Source organism: Lysinibacillus sp. JK80 (genome assembly GCF_027557635.1).
In the GTDB taxonomy this organism is placed as follows: domain Bacteria; phylum Bacillota; class Bacilli; order Bacillales_A; family Planococcaceae; genus Lysinibacillus; species Lysinibacillus capsici.
In genome coordinates, this window is record NZ_CP058997.1 from 187,586 (window position 1) to 207,527 (window position 19,942).

Annotated in this window: 16 protein-coding genes and 1 pseudogene; 16 read left to right on the forward strand and 1 reads right to left on the reverse strand. The window is 36.8% G+C overall.

All coding sequences use genetic code 11. The features are described 5' to 3' along the window. The first annotated feature begins 16 nt into the window (after positions 1 to 16). The 16 genes and pseudogenes from HXV90_RS01005 to HXV90_RS01080 all read left to right on the forward strand — a co-directional run bounded on the left by HXV90_RS01005 (position 17) and on the right by HXV90_RS01080 (position 19,546). Positions 17 to 2,664, forward strand: a pseudogene (locus HXV90_RS01005) (molecular chaperone). A 42-nt stretch (positions 2,665 to 2,706) separates the two neighbouring features. Continuing rightward, complete coding sequence (locus HXV90_RS01010; RefSeq protein WP_269898156.1) at positions 2,707 to 3,480, forward strand: DNA and RNA helicase; 774 nt, start codon at positions 2,707 to 2,709, stop codon at positions 3,478 to 3,480. A gap of 77 nt (positions 3,481 to 3,557) precedes the next feature. Beyond that, positions 3,558 to 4,199, forward strand: a complete 642-nt coding sequence (locus HXV90_RS01015; RefSeq protein ID WP_269898157.1) for a hypothetical protein — start codon at positions 3,558 to 3,560, stop codon at positions 4,197 to 4,199. Next, positions 4,199 to 5,710: a phage baseplate assembly protein V gene (locus tag HXV90_RS01020; RefSeq protein ID WP_269898158.1), complete on the forward strand. Its 1,512-nt coding sequence runs from the start codon at positions 4,199 to 4,201 to the stop codon at positions 5,708 to 5,710. The genes HXV90_RS01015 and HXV90_RS01020 overlap by 1 nt, the downstream gene beginning before the upstream one ends. 15 nt (positions 5,711 to 5,725) lie before the next feature. Beyond that, positions 5,726 to 6,823, forward strand: coding sequence for a pentapeptide repeat-containing protein (locus HXV90_RS01025; RefSeq protein WP_269898159.1), 1,098 nt, complete (start codon positions 5,726 to 5,728; stop codon positions 6,821 to 6,823). A 50-nt stretch (positions 6,824 to 6,873) separates the two neighbouring features. Beyond that, the gene (locus HXV90_RS01030; protein WP_269898160.1) at positions 6,874 to 7,371 is read left to right on the forward strand and encodes a hypothetical protein; all 498 of its coding nucleotides are present in this window, start codon (positions 6,874 to 6,876) and stop codon (positions 7,369 to 7,371) included. A gap of 86 nt (positions 7,372 to 7,457) precedes the next feature. Further along, positions 7,458 to 7,856, forward strand: coding sequence for a DUF4280 domain-containing protein (locus HXV90_RS01035; protein WP_036075055.1), 399 nt, complete (start codon positions 7,458 to 7,460; stop codon positions 7,854 to 7,856). A gap of 30 nt (positions 7,857 to 7,886) precedes the next feature. Further along, on the forward strand, positions 7,887 to 13,409 hold the full coding sequence (locus tag HXV90_RS01040) for an RHS repeat-associated core domain-containing protein (RefSeq protein WP_269898161.1): 5,523 nt from the start codon (positions 7,887 to 7,889) through the stop codon (positions 13,407 to 13,409). 22 nt (positions 13,410 to 13,431) lie between these two features. Continuing rightward, positions 13,432 to 14,046 (forward strand): Imm43 family immunity protein, encoded by a 615-nt coding sequence (locus tag HXV90_RS01045; protein WP_269898162.1) that lies wholly within the window; start codon positions 13,432 to 13,434, stop codon positions 14,044 to 14,046. A gap of 278 nt (positions 14,047 to 14,324) precedes the next feature. Continuing rightward, positions 14,325 to 14,792, forward strand: coding sequence for a hypothetical protein (locus tag HXV90_RS01050; RefSeq protein ID WP_269898163.1), 468 nt, complete (start codon positions 14,325 to 14,327; stop codon positions 14,790 to 14,792). Positions 14,793 to 14,976: 184 nt separating this feature from the next. Then, a complete protein-coding gene (locus tag HXV90_RS01055; protein ID WP_269899008.1) occupies positions 14,977 to 15,264 on the forward strand; it encodes a DUF5713 family protein in 288 nt (95 codons plus the stop codon). A 222-nt stretch (positions 15,265 to 15,486) separates the two neighbouring features. After that, positions 15,487 to 15,726 carry a hypothetical protein gene (locus tag HXV90_RS01060; protein ID WP_269898164.1) on the forward strand — a complete coding sequence of 80 codons (240 nt, stop codon included), beginning with the start codon at positions 15,487 to 15,489 and terminating at the stop codon, positions 15,724 to 15,726. 482 nt (positions 15,727 to 16,208) lie between these two features. Continuing rightward, positions 16,209 to 16,721: an RHS repeat-associated core domain-containing protein gene (locus HXV90_RS01065; RefSeq protein WP_269898165.1), complete on the forward strand. Its 513-nt coding sequence runs from the start codon at positions 16,209 to 16,211 to the stop codon at positions 16,719 to 16,721. 25 nt (positions 16,722 to 16,746) lie between these two features. Continuing rightward, on the forward strand, positions 16,747 to 17,205 hold the full coding sequence (locus HXV90_RS01070; RefSeq protein WP_269898166.1) for an Imm44 family immunity protein: 459 nt from the start codon (positions 16,747 to 16,749) through the stop codon (positions 17,203 to 17,205). A 323-nt stretch (positions 17,206 to 17,528) separates the two neighbouring features. Continuing rightward, positions 17,529 to 19,145, forward strand: coding sequence for an RHS repeat domain-containing protein (locus HXV90_RS01075; RefSeq protein WP_269898167.1), 1,617 nt, complete (start codon positions 17,529 to 17,531; stop codon positions 19,143 to 19,145). A 2-nt stretch (positions 19,146 to 19,147) separates the two neighbouring features. Then, the gene (locus HXV90_RS01080) at positions 19,148 to 19,546 is read left to right on the forward strand and encodes an immunity 22 family protein (RefSeq protein WP_269898168.1); all 399 of its coding nucleotides are present in this window, start codon (positions 19,148 to 19,150) and stop codon (positions 19,544 to 19,546) included. A 113-nt stretch (positions 19,547 to 19,659) separates the two neighbouring features. Here the strand turns inward: HXV90_RS01080 and HXV90_RS01085 are convergent. Then, positions 19,660 to 19,942, reverse strand: a 283-nt coding sequence (locus HXV90_RS01085; protein ID WP_269898169.1) for a hypothetical protein, incomplete at its 5' end; no start/stop codon positions are given.

Sequence of the window (19,942 nt, forward strand, 5' to 3'; positions counted from 1 at the left end):
AGAGGAGGGATTCGTAATGACGACTAAATATTCATATAAGCTGTATGCGAATAAGCGTTATACAGAAAAAAAGTTTATGACCTATACACGAGTAGAATTAATGGAAATGACAACCTTCCAGCTGAGGAATATTTGTTATAAGGAAAAACTTGTGACAGGGCTTATTAATACATTAACCAGAGACGAGTTAATCGACAAAATTTTACGATATCGTGGCGCTGAAGAAAACCCTCTAATTAAAGAAAGTAAGGATGGAGGATTCGAAAGAGTAGAAGCGGCTGTGCAGCAGTATTTAAAAACACCACTGTCTGACAATGGTGAGATAAAGATTCCTGCCAAAATGAGCTTATATAGCGGTATGAAAATTGATAAGCCAGACCAGTATTTCGTAGAAACAGGAGGATTTCTAGTTGAATCCAATGTACTGCTAGTCAATGAGCAGCTAGATCTTTGCGGCATCCTTCATGTTATAAAAGACGATCAGCAACCAAACAAGTACTATTTTGCGGCAGATGAGGCACTAGAAATTCGAAAGACTAACAATAAAAACTACAGCTTTATATTTTTAAGAAAGCAAGATTCTGAGTATATCTATAAGACTTACTATCAGGAGACCCCACTTCCGCCTACAAACCTTCACTACTATAAGGTTCCAATACCAGATTTAGAGATTAAACAGCTGGAAACAACCGATGCGATTCTTGCCATTGATTTTGGAACTACCAATACAACGGCTGGTGTTTACTTAGAAAGTGATTATGTCACTTCTCCTTGTAGCCATGACCTATTAAATGACAGAATTCAGCTAAATAGCATTAATTTTGTCCAGTTTCCAGATCCGCTTCACCAAAATGAATGGATCGAAGTAGTGCCAACAGTCATGACAGTGGCAGATTGCTCAAATCAAGATCAAGTGAGCTATTACTATGGCTATGAAGCGTTAAAAATGATGAAAAAAATAGCTACACTTCATTGGCAACGAAATTCCAAGGCATTAAACGCTGGGTTAGTAATTATGCCAAATTGGAAGAGATAATGGATGCGAACGGAAATACAGCACTTGTTCCGCGAAGTCAGATATTAAGAGAGTTTATGCTTTATATTATTCAAATGGCAGAACATCAATTTAAATGTCGCTTCAAGCATTTACATATTTCCAGTCCTGTAAAGCTGAAAAATCAATTTTTAGATATGTTTCAGACAATTTTACCTGAATACAACATCGAAACAGAACATGCTCTCGATGAAGGGATGGCGGTTCTTTATAATACAATCGCCAATCAAATAGAGAATAATAGCTTCTTGGATGGGAAAGAATATAAGGCACTGGTCATTGATTGTGGTGGTGGAACAACCGATCTTTCCTCCTGTAAGTTTCGAATAGAGGATGGACATATTTCATACAAAATTGATATTCATACAACCTATGAAAATGGAGATACCAATTTTGGTGGCAACAATATTACCTATCGTATTTTCCAATTTATGAAGATTGTCTTTGCCAATTACTATAGTCGGGGAAAAAGTGCTTATGATATTGATGCACTCATCGATATTCCAGGCAAGGATATTTATCGATATGTAGACGATCATGGGGTTGACGAGGTATACAAACAATTTGAAAAAGCCTTTTCGGATGCTGAGTATATCATTCCAACTCGCTTTAAGGAATATGAAAATCGCACACGTGATGAATACTTACGTGTCCGAAATAATTATTATTTCTTATGGGAAATGGCAGAGGAAATGAAGAAAGAATTTTTCCGTAAAACAGGCATTTTAAGAAGCCGCTTTTATTCGGACAGTGATATGCAGCACGATAGCGATTTAAATGTGACAGCAGTAGATCGATGGTGCCTATCTCTGCTTGAAAACAATCAATTTAAGGAAGTTTATGATTATCCAAATGTCTTTTTCAACATAAAAGAAATTAATCATCTTATCAAGGCTGATATTTATGATATTGTGCGTGAGTTTTTAGAGGAATTTTATGAGAGTGGTCTTTTGGGCGAATACTCTATTATTAAATTAACTGGACAGTCCTGTAAGATTGATGCATTTCGTGAGGCCTTAAAAGAATTTGTACCCGGACGAAGCATTGAATTTAGGCAAAAAGCTGAAAATATTGGTAAAGTGCCAGAATTAAAGCTTGCTTGCCTTAGAGGAGCACTGCGTTATTTAAATGCGAAAAAGATAGGCATGATTGAAACAAAAGTGACAAATCATGCTCCTGTTGTACCTTATGCTGTAAGTGCCTTTACACATAATCGCCAGGAAAAATTACTTATTAGTAGCTTAGAAAGGCTAAACCAAATTCATGGTACTATTTCCCGTCCATGGGGTGTAACAGAGGTGGAGTTTTTCCTAACTGGCAGTGACAATCAGTCATCCTATAAATACACTTACTTTAATCGTCCTGAGAATTTTAAGCCTGTTCTTTATGAAAATATTGCGGCAAACTATTACGATAAAATTCCACAAGACGAGACGGATTCTATCATGAATGGCGAAGTGAAATTCTTTGTTTTTGCAGGCGAAGATCATTGGGGCTTTCATGTGGTGCCAGTAGCACGAAAAGACGAACAGCTGTTTATTGGAAAGAAGGAATTCTTCGCCTTTGAAGCTGATTTATCGGAACTAGATTTCTTTGACGGATTAAAGTAGAGCAAGCTCACGTGATAAAAAAGAAAAGAGGTGGGTGACAGCTTGTTTGCTAATCAATATCCACATTTTCATAAAGGTCGCATTTTAAAGCGAGAAATGCTGGAGAATTTGCGAGATTACCCAAGAGATTTTTTAGATTTATATTTTCAAGATTATTCAAACGGCATCATTGCTGGTGTCCATATTATTGTAGCGGATACACGTCTTATCATTACAAAAGGCATAATTAAGCATAAAGGAAGGCTCTATTTGCTAGATAGTAGCTATGAGCTTCCTTATGAAGCTACAGGAAGTGAAACGATATTAAAAGTACGATTTGCTGAAGAAGCAAATGACTTAGATTTTAGCAATTACAGAACAGAGATTGTCTTAGACGATTCGTTAGAGCTTGCTCATAATGAACTAGAATTAGCGCGCTTTAAATTAAAATTAGGTGCCAGATTACGCTCACAGCATACCGATTTTTTCGACTTTGCGACAGAATATAATACCGTTAATTATCTTCATTGTCAGTATGCAGGGCTAGAAAAAAGCACCTACCATCCACTCATTTTGCAATACTTTTCGCGAGAGCTTTTAAAAAATCGACCCACTAATCCGTATGATATTGCCTTTGCCTTAGAGTGCTTAAATCATGAGAGAGTGCAAAGAGATGTAATTGATTTCTATATTTGCAACCGGCTAGAGATGGACTATCAAACTTTATCTAATAGCCAAATTCATAAATATTTAAATCGTATTTTGTTGGAATCTAAGGGCGGTGGTCGTATGAAAGGGATTGGTCAAGGGCGACCAAAGCGCATGATAGTTGATTAGTAGTCTACTAGTGGATTAAGAGGCTGGTTCGTTAGGGGAAGAAAAGGAGATACGAATAACAAAGGTGGGGAAATAAAATGAATTTCATGGATGAAGAAGTCATTGAGATGACAAAGCATGCAAGGCAGAAGAAACGACGGGAGAACATCGAAAACCAATTGTTACATACTGACATCATTCAAGCCATTAAAGAAGGCCAGCTAACGATTGAAGATGAAATGATTGAATTTGCAGAGAGTAGTTTTTATGAGGACCATATTCGGATGTTTATTCCTACAGCTTTTGAAGAGATGGAACCTGAATTAATGGATATTAAATATCCATCAAGCCGTAGACCCGATTATATCTACACAAGTGAAAGTACATCTATTAACATCACGATGAAAATGATGGAGCAACAGATTCAAGAAGAGGAATTAGAAGATTTCACACATACGATGATGAATATCCTTCGAAAATTACAGCCAGATGCTGATATGTTAGATATTGGCATAAAAGAAGTGGATGGTCGTCAAATCGGCTATTTTGATTTCATTACGAAGGCTCTAGATTCTAAAATTTACAATTTAATGTTTTTGTTTATGGTAGGCGATAATGTAGCAACAGGCTCGGTGAATTGCTTGAAATCAGAAATGCCTATTTGGCAACCCATTGCATACGGCATGATGGAATCAATCTCAATCGAAAACAAATCATTAGATGGAGAAGGTGTTGTTTGATGGAGCGAGTAAATAAGGAAACAGCTTTAACGTATAAAGATATGGTTGTGATGCCCTATAATATCCGCGTTAGTGAAATTGAAATTACACAACAAATGAACGAGCATGCAACATTGCGTTTAACAGGCGTGATTCCAGATGAACTTGAAGATTCCTACGTCTATATGACAGATGCAGAAACGGCCATTGAAGTATTACAAATTAGTAGCAATGGACAATCCACACCTATATTTAATGGGCTTGCGTTGGATGTGCAAGTGAAAATGGTTATGGGTACGTATTATTTGGAGGTTAAAGCCGTTTCACATACGTATAAGTTAGATGTGAAGAAGAAAAATCAAACATATCAAAATGCAAGCATGCCCTATAGTGAATTAATCAATGTATGTATTGCCGATCAACCAGGCGCGGACTTTATGGACCATGTCACAAAGGGGGCTAGTCTTGGTAGCTTCACGATGCAATATTTAGAGACCGATTGGGAATTTCTTAAGCGAATGGCATCGAGATTTCATACAGGCTTGGTGCCAGATACCATTCATGGGGCGGCAAAGTTCTACTTCGGTGTACCGTTTCAACCGGGCAACACACCAAAAATGGATGCCCTTAACTACCGAGTTAAAAAAGCAATCGGCAACTTCTTGATCTCTAGTAAAAATCATCTCGATAGCATTACGGATAGTGACTACATGTACTATGAGGTGGAGTCGAATCAATCATTCAAAATAGGTAATGAAGTTACTTTCCAATCAATGAAATTGTATGTGTATAAAATTATCTCAAAGCTAAAAAATGGTTTATTAAAGCATATCTATACGTTAACACCACAAAATGGCTTTAGTGTTCACACGACTTACAATCAAGCTATTATTGGTGCCTCTATTCAAGGAAAAGTAATTGATGTGGCTGGGGACAAAATTCGTATTCATGTCAATTTTGATGAGGGGCAAGAAAAGGACACGGCCTATTGGTTTCCATATTCAACAATCTATGCGTCGGAAGATAATACAGGATGGTATTTTATGCCTGAGCTATCTGACAACGTTAGAATTTATTTCCCAAGCAATCGTGAGGATGAAGGGATTGCCATTAGCTCCGTATCAAAAGCACCTCCCCAATCTGGAGCAATGTTAGCAGCAACGAATCCAACTAGTCAAGATGGCGGTGGACAATCAGGTGCTGCACCTCCAGAAGATAGTCGCCAAGATCCGATGCGAATGGCTGATCCAGATGTGAAAACACTGAGAACGAAGCATGGGAAACAAATTCTACTAGCTCCTGATCGGATTGTCATTTCTGGTGGGGGATTAATGATTTCACTTATGGATGATAATGGTATTTCCATTATAAGTGATAAAAATATTAACTTAAAAGCAACAGATAAAGTCGTCATCAATGCGAAGCAAATTATGATTAATGCAAATGAGAAAATTGAGATGACGTGTAAAGATAATTCCATCAAGATGGAAGACAAAATGGAAATTAAGGGAACGGAAGTACGAGCAAATTAGTGAGGAAGTGGATGCATGAAACGAGAAGAAGCATTACAGCATTTTATGGATGAATGCGTGTCAGTTCATGTCAGCCGATTGCAAGAGAAAGTTGTTCGACAGTTTCGCCAAAACAAGGAACTTTTGCTACAGCCAATCATTCACTCACTTGAACAACTGTTTGCGAATATTAGAGAGCAGCAAGGGCAGGGAAGATTAGCATCTGTTGCTTTTATTCATTTTTCATTGCTAAGAACGTCTTTGCTAGAAAACAAGTTTACGTATTTGCTAGAAGCCTATGGAGAAGCTTGGTATTACGAATGGACAGAATGCACGGCACAGTATGAAGCGGATTGGCTAAGTGAGGCAATTACAGAGTTACAAACAATACTTGAAAAAGAAAGAAAACCCTATATCAGCATTCAAGCAGCGGACGTTCGAGTCATTATTCAGCAGACAGTTATCCTATTTCATCACTTTATCATTCAATTGATACGCTATCTCTTTCGCTATCAAAAAGAATGCGTACCAAAAATCAATTTTCAACGAACAGCGTGCTTACGTTTTCGTGTCGGTGAATATAAAGGGTTCAGTGAAGATGTTGCAATCATCGACGAACGGGAACGTGAGGAGAAGAACCTTCTCTTATGGTTAGAGAAAAAAGAGACTGACCAATCGTATACGTTTGAAAACTTCTCGAACCTTCCCTTACAGCAGAAAGATTTCAATCAGATGGACTTCTCCTATGCGAATTTCAAAGAGAGTAATTTAGAAGGCTCCTCATGGAAACACAGTGTATGCATCGGTACTAGTTTTCAACAGTGTAGATTAGCCAATGCTGATTTTTCATATGCAGCCATTCAAGATGCTGATTTTCGACAGGCTAATTTAGCAGGTGCGAATTTTATTCATGCGCAGGGACAAACGCTAAGGCTTTCCAATTATGAAGTTGCGAGCTATCTTGGCACAGATTTCAGTAATGCAAATTTAGAAAATGCAAGATTTGAGTTTGCGCAGATGGCAGGTGCTAATTTTACAGGTGCCAATCTAAAAGGTGCAACCTTCTTTAAACGCGATCAAGAAAAGTATCTATTCAGCCCAGAACAGATAAAAGACATTCATTGGATTCATTAACTTTGTGCAAAAGTGATGAGGGAAAGCAATAGTGGTTACAGGAGGAAAAGATGGAGTATTTTATTCTGCGGCAAGATCAAAGTATTACCAATCCAATTATTCCTTTGAAGACAGACCTCGATGATGATTTTGTCTGTTCGTCTGTTTTTGGAGAAGTGATAGAAAAAGAGAATGCACTCTATTTGGATTATTTAGAAAAGCCTCGGAGAATCGTGTCTGAACAATTAAAAAAGTTATTAGTAAAATACGAGGATAATTTGGGATTTACAGCCATTGTTTTTACGGATGTTAAGAAAGGGACACAGCGCATCTATTGGCTATTAGACATTGTGAAAAAGCATTGTATTTCCCATGAAACGACGTATTATCCAGACGGACGCATAAAGGAGCTTGTGATTAACCCCAAAAAAGTGGAATTGGATTGTATTTTTCAGGTCGATAGCAAAAGGGAATCTTTTACCATCGTTAATTTAGATGTGGCAGAAAGTCTCTTAAGACGACCATTTCTTGGAATTCAGCTACAGCGTGTAAAGCTAGAGAGACGATAAACCATTCTAAAAAATTATAATGAAACACTGTTGCTACAGTGTTAACGCGAAATTGTTCACAAATAATCCGAAGGGAAGGATAGCAAATGGCTCAAGTTGTAGAAAATTTGGAGACAGAGGGTTCGGGACAAGAGCAATTTAGTTATGTGGTACATGGAGCAATCATTTCCTGTGAGCATGGTAGCCATCTGAATTATTTAAATTTACCACAGGATCATGGCGTTTATATAAAAGGCAAAGCCGTTATGAATGTAGGCGATCGAAACCCTGAAAATATCCCAACCTTTGGTGTTTGCTTGAAATTAAAAAAGCCGTGTACGCCAGCATGTTCCATCGACTGGATGGAAGGGATGGAAAATGTCAATATCGAGGGGAAGCAAGCATTATTAAACCGTTGTCATACGCAATGCTCTGCAGGCGGAGGCAAAATCGATATAGTTCATGATGGGCAAGAGGATTTAGAAATTCCAAAACAAGGTTTTTAAAAAAATAAATTGCTTGAAAGGAGGTAAGCAATGACAACGCTAGAAAAAAAGGAAGTCCACATGATTAGTACGTATGAGGATCTTGTGCTTGAATGGCCTTATCCTCTTATTCATTTAGATAAACTAACCATTAAACATAAAGGCAATGACCATGCGAGATTGTACTTTACAGGAATGATTGCTGAAGAGCAAGCACAAAAGTATATTCAAAGGGTCAGTCATACTGATGAAGTGGTTGTGAAATTTGGACGAGAGCAAGGTATTTTGTTTTCAGGACGAATCGAAAATGCAGAGTTACAGGCTGTTCAAGGGGTGCATTATGTCTTAGTTGAAGCGGTATCGTTTACAGCAAACATGGATATTGAGAAACGCTCCCGTTCTTTCCAAGATGCGACTATGACGTATGTAGAGTTAATGAATCATATTGTGGGAGCCTATCCTCATGGTGATTACATCGACCATGCTTCTAATAGCCAAGCCATTGGTCATATTTCCATTCAATACTTAGAAACAGATTGGGCATTTATTAAAAGAATGGCCTCAAATCTACATGCGGTTGTTTTCCCAGATTTAAAAGGAAAAGGTCCGCGATTTTGGTTTGGTACACCGCAAAGTAGGAAAAGCATATCAATCGACCATTTACCTTCCACATTACGTATGGATATCGATACGTATCGGCTAATTACTGAAAACGATGGCACTGATGTAAGCGAAATCGATTATACTTTTTGTGAGTTTGAAAGCACAGAGGCCTATGAGCTGGGCACTTCAGTCCAATTAAAAGGAAGATCCTATGTTATTACGGCTCGGGAAGTCTGTCTTGAGGGTGGTGTCTTAAAGTTTCAATATTCCGCCCAACCAGAGAAAAGTATTCGCCAGCGATTGGTACGCAATTTAGATCTTATTGGGGCAGCTTTTACAGGAAAGATCATCGATGTCACACAGAACACAGTGAAAATTCATTTGGATATCGATAAAAAACAGGATAAAGCAAAGGCCCATTGGTTTGCTTATTCTGCCGATGCGAATGGGGTTATGTATTTAATGCCTCAAATAGGAGCACGTGCCCAATTACATTTTCCGAGTGCAGTGGAAGAAGAGGCCATCGTTATTAGCTCTGTCCGGGTAGACCCAGTCACACCTGAGGGTGGTCAAAAGCAGACGAAGAAAATGGCGGACACGACCGTTAAATCATTAGCGACCAATGCTGGGAAAGATGTGACATTAGGTGTTGGGGATATTACCTTTAGTGCAGTAGATGGGGTATTGGACTTAAAGATGGATGATGGAGAAGGTGTAACATTTCTTAGTAACAGTACCATCATGCTTGCAGCGGATGAAACACTTGACATTAGCGGGATGAAAGAGCTATCTGTAGAGGCGGAAGAGTGGATTGCCATTTCAGCAAAGGAGCAAAGTCATGTAATCCTTGCCGCTGACACACAGTTAATCAGTACACTTATTGATCAGGAAGGTACGGAGAAGAAAAGCCAACCACCGAAGTTAAATGAAGAAGCAATCGAAGCTACGTCGAAAGTTGACGTCATTTTCCCCCAAAAGGCAGAGGTGAAAAAAGAGAAAAAAGGCTTTTTTAGTAGTTTATTAGATGGTGTAAGTTTGGCATTGGATGTAGCCGGATTCATTCCTGGTATAGGGACAATTGCAGATATTGCGAATGCAGGTATTAGTTTAGCGAGGGGAGACTATATGGGAGCAGCCATGAACTTAGTGGGTGCAGTTCCAATAGTTGGTGATGCAGCAAAAACAGCATATAAGGCCAAGAAAGCGGCCAAAGTGGCAGAGGCGGCGAGTAAAACGGCAAAGGCTGCGGATAAGGCAGTTGATGCCTCAAAAGCAGTAAAAGGACTGAAAGCAGCTTACACAAAAGTATCCAAGACGCTAGATACCGTATCAGCGGTAGCCAACAAAGGCTCAAAGAGCGTCAAGACAGCAGCAGATAAAGTCATCGCCTCGATGGACGAAGTGCTAGCTGTTTCGAAGGCAGTAGACGGTATGAAAGCAATGGCCAAAACAGAGCTAACGAAATTTAACCATGGGGTATTAAAGAAATTTAATTGTACAAAAGGGTTAAGTGATAAATTCTGTAAAAAAGGCTTTGAACCTGTTGATTTAATTACAGGACGAATGATATATGAAGGTGTAGACTTTGAGCTACCTGGACCAATCCCTCTTTCATGGGAACGAGCTTGGTACAGTGATAGTAGCAGGGTTGGCTTGTCAGGTCATGGTATGCACTTTATCTACGATCTTGCCTTAGAGATATTTGAGGAAGAAGACCTGATTGGGATTGTAGTAACAGATGGTCGTGCAGTTGGGTTTCCAATTTTACCAATAAATTTACCGTATTTTAATAAAAAAGAGAGAATGACCCTGATAAATACAGGGGAAGAGTATCATTTGTTTGAGCATGATACACGATTAATTTATGCATTTGAACAAATAACAACGACAACATACCGATTAAAAGAAGTAAATAATGAGCAAGAGCACAATCTTCAATTTGCTTATAACAATAAAGGTTTCCTATCTCAAGTAACAGATAGCGTTGGCAGAATTCTAGATGTTACGACCAATGAGGCAGGAAGAATGACAGAAGTTGCCTTACGTAATCAGAACAATCGTGAAGTATTGGTGCGCTATGTTTATAATGATGTTCAGGATCTAATCGAAATTCAAGATGCATTAGGTCAGAGCACGCATATAACCTATGTGAATCACTTAATGATGCAAAAAATAGACCGCAATAAAAATAGCTTCTTCTGGCGCTACGATGGTCCAACAACAGGAGCACGAGTAATTAAAACATGGGGAGATGGCAATGTTCTAGCAGGTGAGCTTGCCTATTTCGACGGCTATAATGAAATCACTAATAGTTTAGGACATACAAGCTATTACTATTTTAATGAAGATAACTTGTGTACGAAAATTGTCTATCCAGATGGCAGTAAAGTCAGCTATGAATATAATGAGGACTTTGAATTACTCCAAGAAGTAGATGAAGATGGCCGCACAACAACATTCAGCTATGATGAATGGGCAAATCCGGTAACCATCACTCTTGCAGATGGTAGTACATTATCCTCACAGTATGATACTAAGGATAGGCTCATTCAAGCAGTTAACGCAGAGGGCGGAAGTCGTCAGTGGATCTATAATGAAGACGGTACATTGCAGGCAACTATGTTAGAAGACGGTACAAAGACTGAATTTTCCTATAATGAGCATCGTTTAATTGAAACAGTGACAAATGCGCAAGGTCATATGGTAAGCTTAGCGTATGATGCAGATTTGAACTTGAGCCAAGTGACATTACCAGACGGAACAAGCTCCACTTGGACATATGACCGCCGAGGTAACTGCATTAGTACAACTAATCCATTAGGGGCGACAGAGAAATTTCGTTACGATCACTTGAATCGTCTTGTTCGCGCCAATCTTTCAGATGGTAACGATGTGCAATTACAGTACAATGCCTATGAAGATATTATTTTTGCGAAGGATAACCATACGCAAGTTGCCTTTGATTACACGATTCTTGGTAGCCTAACGTCTCGAAAACAAGGTGGTAAGAAAGTACAATTCACCTATGATACAGAGGAGCAATTAACCGCTGTAATCAATGAAAGAGGCGAAGCGTATACGTTTGAACGTGATACGAAAGGCCATATCATCAAGGAAATCGGCTTTGATGATATGGAAAAAACGTATGAGCGAAGTCCAGCAGGATTGGTTCAGCGCATCCAACGTCCAGGCAATCGTTGGACAGCGTATCAGCATGATGATCTAGGGAATGTCATTCGATCAGACTACTATGATGGCACATGGGAAACGTTTGCCTATGACAAAAACGGTTCGCTACGGGAAACGGAAAACGAGCATGTAACCGTCAAGCTAGAACGAGACCTGTCCGGCCAAGTCATCAAGGAGTGGCAAAATAACCAGTGGATTGCCAGTAGCTATGACGAGTTAGGCAATCGCTCCCAAATAACAAGCAGCCTCGGTGCCAAAATCGATGTCATGCGTAATGAGCTGGGCAATATCTTACAAATGACTGCCTCTCGCTCCGAGCAAGGCCAGTGGACAGCCTCGATGCAGTACAATGAACTCGGGCAAGAGATTGAGCGAATCCTACCAGGGGATGTCATCAGTAAATGGCAATATGATATCACAGGTAGACCGACACACCATCGCGTAAGTAGTCAAAGCCGAAATATGCGAAGACGCGTGTATAATTGGGATGTGAATCACCAATTACGCAGCATGGTCAATGAGCTAACTGGTGTAAAAGTAACGTACGGATACGACGAATTCAGTAACCTCGTCTGGGCCAATCAAGACAGTAAATTTGATTTCTTATACCGTAGCGTCGATGATGTCGGCAATCTATATGAAACAAAAGACAAAAAAGATCGCGTTTACGGCCCTGGCAGTAGATTACTTGAAACGAAAGATGCCAAATTCTCTTATGATGAAGAAGGAAATCTCATAGAGAAAGTCGAAAACAATGGTGATACGTGGAAGTACGAGTATTATGGCAATGGCATGATGTCGAAGGTCATTAAGCCAGATAATACGGAAGTTACTTTCAAGTATGATGCTCTAGGTAGACGGATAGAGAAGCGTTCTGAGGATAGGACAACTCATTTTGTATGGGATGGCAATACGATTCTGCATGAGTATTCCACGCAGAATGTTACAGATACTTTAGACAATCTAAATTCTTCACAAACCGATACTGCTATAGCAGATAATCTAGTTACATGGGTGTTCAATGATGGCTTCGTCCCTTCTGCAAAGATTACGAGTGAAGGTCATTATAGTATTATTAGTGATTATCTTGGAACACCTGTTGAAGCCTATGATGAAAAAGGGAATAGAGTTTGGACAGCTGAACTTGATGTTTATGGACGAGTGAAAGAGTTTACAGGTGAGAAAGACTTTATTCCATTCCGTTATCAGGGGCAGTATGAAGATGTGGAAATAGGATTGTATAATAACCGATTCCGATACTATGACCCAGAACAAGGGAATTATACTCAAATTGACCCGATTGGACTTGAGGGAAATAATCCAACACTATATGGATATGTAAATAATCCAAATATGTGGATTGACATATTTGGATTAAGCAAAGGATCTACAGCACTAGACAAATCACTTGGCGGGATAAAGAGTGATGGAAAACAAGCACATCATCTTATACCTGAATTAACGTGGGATCAATATGCAAACTTCTTAGATAGTATTGGGTTACCTAGAGAAATGAGGGATCATTTCACAAATGGATTATTAATGTCGGATAGTCGTGCAAATGCAGATATTCATGGACAAAAACTGTACCATAGATCAAGACATCGTAGCTATACGAAAATTGTGGAAAAAAAGTTAAAAAGTATAAAAAGAATGTACACAAATGAAGATATTGATGCAAAACAAGCAAAACAATATATTGAATCTCTACAAAGAAGTCTGAGAAAGAAAATAATTTCTGGAAAAATTATAACTAAATCTCCATGTGGTAGATTATCATAAATGAAGGGAAAGACATTTTAATATGGGAAATATATTTGCAATTTTTGAAAAAGAAGCTATATTCTGCCCGACTTTACTTGAGGGAATTATGCATACTGAATTTTTTGATAAAAATCCTTTTGAACCAAGAGACTCTGATGATGGCGAATGGAGAGCCGCAAAAAATACAAAGACAGAGTTGCCGAAGGAAATATGGTTTGTTTCAAAAGATAGAAGATATGAATTTGATTTTAGATGTGTGGATGGTGGATTTTTTGTATCATTAGAATTTCTAAATTTATTAAAGAATTTTGGAATAGGTAATTTTCAATACACTAAATCATTTATGGTGAACAAGAATAAAGAAAGTATATCTTCAAAAGAATACTATTTTTTGCGATTTTATGACAAGTTAGAAGACGTCATAGATATGGAGAATTCTAATATAGAATTCTATAAGCAAAATGGACGTATAAAAAAAATTTGGGATTTACAATTGAAAAGCACAACCATGCTTCCAGAAGTATTTCAAATAAATAATATTAGACTTTTCGAAGTATTGTTTTGTTCAGAAGAGTTCAAAAAAGAAGTTGAAAAACTTAAATTAAAAGGTATTACTTTTGTTTCTTCAAATGAAGCTGGTGTGTATAAACCATAATAATGTATCAATAACTATTCAGAAACAGTAATTAAAAAAAACAAAAACTGTTAAGTAGTAACCATTTTCAATTTTCACCAGTGATAGTTTGACTTTACCTAGTTAATGATTATTTAAGATTTGACACTGCACCTGATGAAGACAGTTAAATTGAAATTTAAAATTTTAGAGAGTAGCAAGAATCTTAGAAATCGGATTTTTTTGCTACTCCTTTTTTTGATGATACTTATGAATAAAATTTTTCGAAATTTAGAGAAGTTCTTAGGGGGTAACTATACATGCAAGAAAATTGGGTGATTTTTCAGGATAAATTAAAAGTACGTAAACTGAATAATGAAGAAATGGATGAAATTAAGCGTCTATCTGCTTTAAGTCAGGAGAAATTAGAATTAGATAATATTGATGATTATTTAATTTCACTTGACAAGATCAAATTAAAGTTGTCCTACTTTAGAGATAATAAAATCAATGAGGAAGAAGTAGAAGAGATAGCATTTGAAATTGGTTCTTTATATGGAAATATTATAGAGCAAAAATATGGTTGGAAATGGCGGCATATTGAGAAAAATGATAATAAAGGCTATTGTGTAGTCTCTGAGGATCAAAAGTTTTGCTGTCCAGTGCATAACTATATTTATAGCATTTTGACAGATACAGAGAAAAGTAACAATGTTAAGTTATTGTTTAATATGCTGGAAGTTATACATAAGGAGAAGGTGAATGGGTTATATAATTTTATCAGTTAAGAGCATTAGTATTAACTTGTACTTTCAAAACATATTTAAATAAGAATTCAAAAAAAACTTGTTCTAAATGCAAGAAAGTTTAGAAGAAAGGAATTTATTATTACCTAAGTATCGACATTAAAGAAATATTATAGGAGGAAACATTGTGAAGAAACTAGATCCTGAATTCAAATACCTTTTGGATATGTATGAAGATTCTTTTTTTCCAACATTTTTAGTGGATAAAATTAAATTGATAATTATTAAGGTTGTCCATTTTATTGAAGAGAGTACTCATACAATTGAAGAGGTCCAGGAAAACTTAGATGAAATGACTATTGCTATCAATGAATTACAGAATGAGTTTTATGAAAATGACAGTGAAATTGAAACTATTGCACGGGATTCTATCGGAGCAACAGTAGAAGAAATTTTACAATATTTTGAGATTGATATTGATATTGAAGAAGCTTTAAGAGAACGAGAATGGTAAAAAAATAGTCTTTAATACCAGATAATCTAATCATATAGGTAAGATATGGTGGCTTCTTCCTCTCGGTAAAAAAATCACAAATAAGGGTCCAAATGGATGTAAATAAAAGGTGAATAAGGAAGATGAAATAATAATCTATTTGAAAGAGGGAATGATCAATGAAATTTTCATTTATTAAAAGTAGTCCTAATCTTCAGTTTGTACGAATAAAAGGTGATGGAATTGAACAAGTGGAAGGGAGAACTAGGCATTGATTTCCCAAAAGAACTTAAATTATTTTTGACTGAGATCGGTTACGGGTCTTTTGTTGGGGAAGATGAACTGGATGAAAATTGTGTGTTAAGTCCTGAATTAATAAGGGACTTTCGATTAAGACAAGGATTTTTTGAAGCTTACCCACCCTATGATGAAGAGAATAAACTAATCTTTTTAATGGATGGGAGTCTGTGCCTTTTTCAATAGAATTAACAGATAGTGAATAAAGTCCTATTTATGAAAACCAAAAGAAGATTGCCAGCTCTCTTGAAGAATTTTTATCCAAGATCATGGAAGATTCTGAGTACTTCCAACAGGATTAGTAAAAAGATAAAAAGGGCATTAAATAAAGACAAAAGAAGATTAGAAATTGTTTGAAACGAGAGAGGCAATATTCTTTATGATTTGAAGCTACACTCCTTCAGAAGGTTAGAAGATTGAGCATTTGACCAAAAAGTATCTTGAATATATTTCGAACCTAATTAAAAGAGAGTAGCATAAATCCTTAGAATTTGGATTATTGCTACTCTTTTATTATAGTGCAAGGACTCTCATCAGTTTCCATTAAATATAGTCAACACTGAAACATTAAAAAGCAAAATTTCACAAAAAAACTACGAACACCTGTTGGAGCTAATGATGAGCAGGGTAATAGAGTTTGGTCAGCTGAACTTGATATTTATGGCCGAGTGAAAGAATTTACTGGTGAGAAAGAATTCATTCCATTCCGTTATCAAGGTCAGTATGATGATGTAGAAATTGGATTGTATTATAACCGATTCCGATACTATGACCCAGAGCAAGGGAATTATACTCAAATTGTCCCGATTGGGCTTGCTGGTGGGAATCCAACTCTTTATGGTTATGTGAATAATACAAATTTCAAAATAGACCCGTTTGGTCTAGATGAACTATATGCATTAATTGCAAAGCAGGATGGTTGGTACGATGTAATGGAATGGGGTAAGAAAAATCCGGTTGGTCAAATGTTTTTAAAGGAAGGAGAACTTTGGAAGATCGGAACTTCAAAAAATGCTTCATCAAAATATACCCAAAAATATCTTAATAGTAAGGGTGTTGAGATGAAAGTTCTGCATTCAAACGTATCAAATGGAACTGTAAAATATCATGAAAATATGAAAATCAGGGGTTATGAACAATGGAAAGGATTTTTACCTCCAGGTAATAAGTGTAGACACTAAATAAGTTATAGAAGGAGTGTGTTGTATGAATTTTTCAATAGTTTCAGATACTGCAGGTGCGAGAGTTGGTGAATTAGCTAGTGAATTAAGAAACGCATTGGAGTCTAATATAAATTCAAATTATAAGGATGTCGATGTTTCGATTGGAATAGCCTTTAGATGCTTACCTGAATCATATGGAAGAAAGTCATTTATTAGATATACTAAAAAAGATAAATATCTTACAATCGATATTGCAGTTAAGGTAGATGAATATGAAAAAATGTATAAAGTAGAGCAAAGGTATTATTTGGGGAATCTATTTTTAGAGTTTCTAAACACTGCGTTAGAAAAACATAACTTTGAAGGGCTTGAAAAAGAGATGTTCATAAGTGACATTAAAATGTGGGCAAGAGAGATTCCATTGAAAATGGATAATGGTTCAACAAAATTGTGTAATTGGTTTAATGAAGAGATTGATTGGTCAGTAGACCTTGATAAATAAAGATATTTTAGCTTAACATTTTGGCAAGAACCTAAATAGAATTTTATTTGACCGAATAAAGAAATTAAAAACATATGTAAAGAAGACGTTGTAGTCTTCCTTTATATATGTTTTTTTTGTGTATTTATTTTACTATCTTTCATTTTTATTTTGTAAAAAATGTTGGTTTTTAAGTGTGAAAATTCAATAAGACTATACTTTTGTTAAAACCATCAAAGCCTGGGAGACATTTTCCTATAAAAAAACAGCGCATTAATGAAATCTAAAAACGAGCATGTAACCGTCAAACTAGAACGAGACCCATCCGGCCAAGTCATCAAGGAGTGGCAAATGATCAGTGGATTGCCAGTAGCTATGACGAGTTAGGCAATCGCTCCCAAATAACAAGCAGCCTCGGTGCCAAAATCGATGTCATGCGTAATGAGCTGGGCAATATCTTACAAATGACTGCCTCTCGCTCCGAGCAAGGCCAGTGGACAGCCTCGATGCAGTACAATGAGCTTGGGCAAGAGATTGAGCGAATCCTACCAGGGGATGTCATCAGTAAATGGCAATATGATATCACAGGTAGACCGACACACCATCGCGTAAGTAGTCAAAGCCGAAATACGCGAAGACGCGTGTATAATTGGGATGTGAATCACCAATTACGCAGCATGGTCAATGAGCTAACTGGTGTAAAAGTAACGTATGGATACGACGAATTCAGTAACCTCGTCTGGGCCAATCAAGACAGTAAATTTGATTTCTTATACCGTAGCGTCGATGATGTCGGCAATCTATATGAAACAAAAGACAAATCAGATCGTATTTATGGTGCTGGCAGTAGATTACTTGAAACAAAAGATGCCCAATTCTCTTATGATGAAGAAGGAAATCTCGTAGAGAAAGTCGAAAAGAATGGAGATACGTGGAAGTACGAGTATTATGGCAGTGGCATGATGTCGAAGGTCATTAAGCCAGATCATACGGAAGTTACTTTCAAGTATGATTCATTAGGTAGGCGAATAGAGAAGCGTTCTGAGGATAAGGCAACGCATTTTGTATGGGATGGCAATACGATTCTGCATGAGTATTCCACGGAGAATGTTGCAGATACTTTAGACAATCTGAATTCTTCACAGACTGATACCGCTATAGCAGATGATCTTGTTACATGGGTGTTCAATGACGGCTTCGTCCCTTCTGCAAAGATTACGAGTGAAGGTCATTATAGCATTATTAGTGATTATCTTGGAACGCCTGTTGAAGCCTATGATGAAAAAGGGAATAGGGTTTGGACAGCTGAACTTGATGTTTATGGACGAGTGAAAGAAGTTACAGGTGAGAAAGACTTTATTCCATTTAGATATCAAGGGCAGTATGATGATGTAGAAATTGGATTGTATTATAACCGATTCCGATACTACGACCCAGAACAAGGGAATTATACTCAAATTGACCCGATTGGACTCGTGGGTGGGAATCCATCTTTGTACGGATATGTAAAAGATCCGAATACTTGGTTCGATGTCTTTGGAATGGCACCTTGGAAAAATGGAGGATTTGATAAATGGTTTAATAATGCTACACCAGAAGAAGTTTCTGCTAACATAGGAGCTGTTAAAAAACAGCTGAGAAATGGCGGTGGTAAACATGAACTGTTTCCAGTATCAGATGCAGCTAAAGCAAGAGAATTAGGTTTTAAAGCAGAAGAACTAAAAAAGATGGCAATTGATAAAGATAAATTTATATTTGTCGATGTACCTGATAAAGATGGTAACTTACACACAGGTCCGCATTCAACAGGTAAGAAAAGAATAGGTAATCAGTCTAGTAAAGCAAGTAGTAACTTCCATATACACCTATCAAATGCTTTACAGGGAGCAAACACAAAGAGAGAAGCAAGATTAATAATAGGGCAGTACCATAGAAAATATATGAAAGTGAGTTGTAAATAAAAATGGATATGTCTAAAGTGCATGTTTGGGTAGGAATCAATAATAGTGATGATGAGACTTTTGAAAGTTACTTTGAATTAGACTATGACGATCCAGATATGGATATTGATGATCCTCTTTACAAAGTATGCCAATTCTGTCTGGATATAAACGAAAAATGGTATGATGAGGATTGTATTGGAGTTTATAAGGAAGATAGCATGGTGAATGTTAGGGTATTGTTGGAAGAGTTATCGGTATCACAGGATACAATGGAAGAAATTCAGAATATTTGTATTAAAAAAGGGTTAGAAAATGTTAATGCAATGTTTTATTACATGGATCCAGAGATAGAAGTAACTGATAAAAATAAACTTTATAATGAATTACATTATATTGGGAAGTTTGATACAAATTTATAATAATTTAACTTCATAGCTAGGTAATTATAGGAAGTTATGAAGAAACTATCTTCTGAAAGCTAATTAGCCGTTGAAATTTTACTACGATAAAATTTCAATGGCTTTGATTGTTTTTACACTAAGATAACTAATTTAACTTTAAGGATATAAGAGGTTAAATTACAAAAAGTCGAAAATGCAACTCCGTTTATCTTGTAGTTAAGGAAACCTACAAAAAGCGTAAAAAATTTTTTTGTTAAATAAGCCCAAGCTAATGACCAATTGTTGGTAGGCCAATACTTGAGGTTGCCAAAGATATTAGTCTCGGTAGAATCAATCCTAATGAGTTTTATTTCATATACAATCGATCCTGCAACAGGTAAAGTAGTAACATTAAATAATAGAGGATTGGCTGAA